Source organism: Paenarthrobacter sp. CM16 (assembly GCF_013179505.1).
Lineage (GTDB): Bacteria > Actinomycetota > Actinomycetes > Actinomycetales > Micrococcaceae > Arthrobacter.
This window is the reverse complement of the sequence record NZ_JABMCX010000409.1, coordinates 1-1,893: the sequence shown is the minus strand read 5'-3', so window position 1 is coordinate 1,893 and position 1,893 is coordinate 1. Positions and strand designations below refer to the sequence as shown.

General features: G+C 56.2%; 1 rRNA gene (only partly in view). It reads right to left on the bottom strand.

The features are described 5' to 3' along the window. Window positions 1-1,893, bottom strand: a 23S ribosomal RNA gene (locus HP499_RS24930) (its annotated part extends 1,332 nt beyond the left edge of the window); the annotation flags it as partial.

The following is a 1,893-nucleotide window of genomic DNA, read 5'->3' as shown; positions in this document are numbered from 1 at the left end:
CCGAAGTTACGGGGGCATTTTGCCGAGTTCCTTAACCATAATTCTCTCGATCGCCTTGGTATTCTCTACCTGATCACCTGTGTCGGTTTGGGGTACGGGCGGCTAAAACCTCGCGTCGATGCTTTTCTTGGCAGCATAGGATCACCGGATCCCCCCAAACGGGAGTCCCATCAGATCTCAGGCACGTGCTCGAAGCACACAGGAACGGATTTGCCTATCCCTGACCCTACATCCTTAGACCGGGGCAACCATCGCCCGGCCCGGCTACCTTCCTGCGTCACACCTGTTAATACGCTTACCTCCCGGGATCAGGTCCCGCGCTCGGCCAAAACCCACAACACCACAAGGGTGAGCGGGCAGGCTCCGGGCGGTTAGTATCCCCCGCTTGGCATGGGCGGTTTTTCGCCGGTACGGGAATATCAACCCGTTGTCCATCGACTACGCCTGTCGGCCTCGCCTTAGGTCCCGACTTACCCAGGGCAGATTAGCTTGACCCTGGAACCCTTGATCATTCGGCGGACGGGTTTCTCACCCGTCTTTCGCTACTCATGCCTGCATTCTCACTCGTGTAGGCTCCACCGCTGGTTTACACCGCGACTTCACTGCCCACACGACGCTCCCCTACCACTCCACACCCCTGAACCACGAAGGCTAGGGCAATGTGTGAAATCCACAACTTCGGCGGTGTACTTGAGCCCCGCTACATTGTCGGCGCGGAATCACTTGACCAGTGAGCTATTACGCACTCTTTCAAGGATGGCTGCTTCTAAGCCAACCTCCTGGTTGTCTTCGCAACTCCACATCCTTTCCCACTTAGCACACGCTTAGGGGCCTTAGTTGGTGGTCTGGGCTGTTTCCCTCTCGACTATGAAGCTTATCCCCCACAGTCTCACTGCTGCGCTCTCACTTACCGGCATTCGGAGTTTGGCTGACGTCAGTAACCTTGTAGGGCCCATCGGCCATCCAGTAGCTCTACCTCCGGCAAGAAACACGCAACGCTGCACCTAAATGCATTTCGGGGAGAACCAGCTATCACGGAGTTTGATTGGCCTTTCACCCCTACCCACAGCTCATCCCCTCCATTTTCAACTGAAGTGGGTTCGGTCCTCCACGACGTCTTACCGTCGCTTCAACCTGGCCATGGGTAGATCACTCCGCTTCGGGTCTAGATCACGCCACTACACTCGCCCTATTCAGACTCGCTTTCGCTACGGCTACCCCACACGGGTTAACCTCGCGACGTAACACTAACTCGCAGGCTCATTCTTCAAAAGGCACGCCGTCACCAGAATCAGACTGGCTCCGACGGATTGTAAGCACACGGTTTCAGGTACTGTTTCACTCCCCTCCCGGGGTACTTTTCACCTTTCCCTCACGGTACTGGTCCGCTATCGGTCATTAGGAAGTATTTAGGCTTATCAGGTGGTCCTGACAGATTCGCACGGGATTTCTCGGGCCCCGTGCTACTTGGGATACTCTCCAGGCTGCACACAACATTACGGTTACGGGGCTCACACCCTCTCTGGCCGGCCTTTCAAGACCGTTCACCTATGCACGCACATCACCTCACTGGTCCGGCAGAACCAGAACGGAAAGTCCCACAACCCCGCCCATGCAACGCCCGCCGGCTATCACACATGGAAACGGTTTAGCCTGATCCGCGTTCGCTCGCCACTACTAACGGAATCACTATTGTTTTCTCTTCCTGCGGGTACTGAGATGTTTCACTTCCCCGCGTTCCCCCCACGCACCCTATGTGTTCAGATGCGGGTCACACAATCACCTTGCAGCGTTGTGCGGGGTTTCCCCATTCGGACATCCTGGGATCAACGCTCGGTTATCAACTCCCCCAGGCTTATCGCAGATTCCTACGTCCTTCTTCGGCTCCTAATG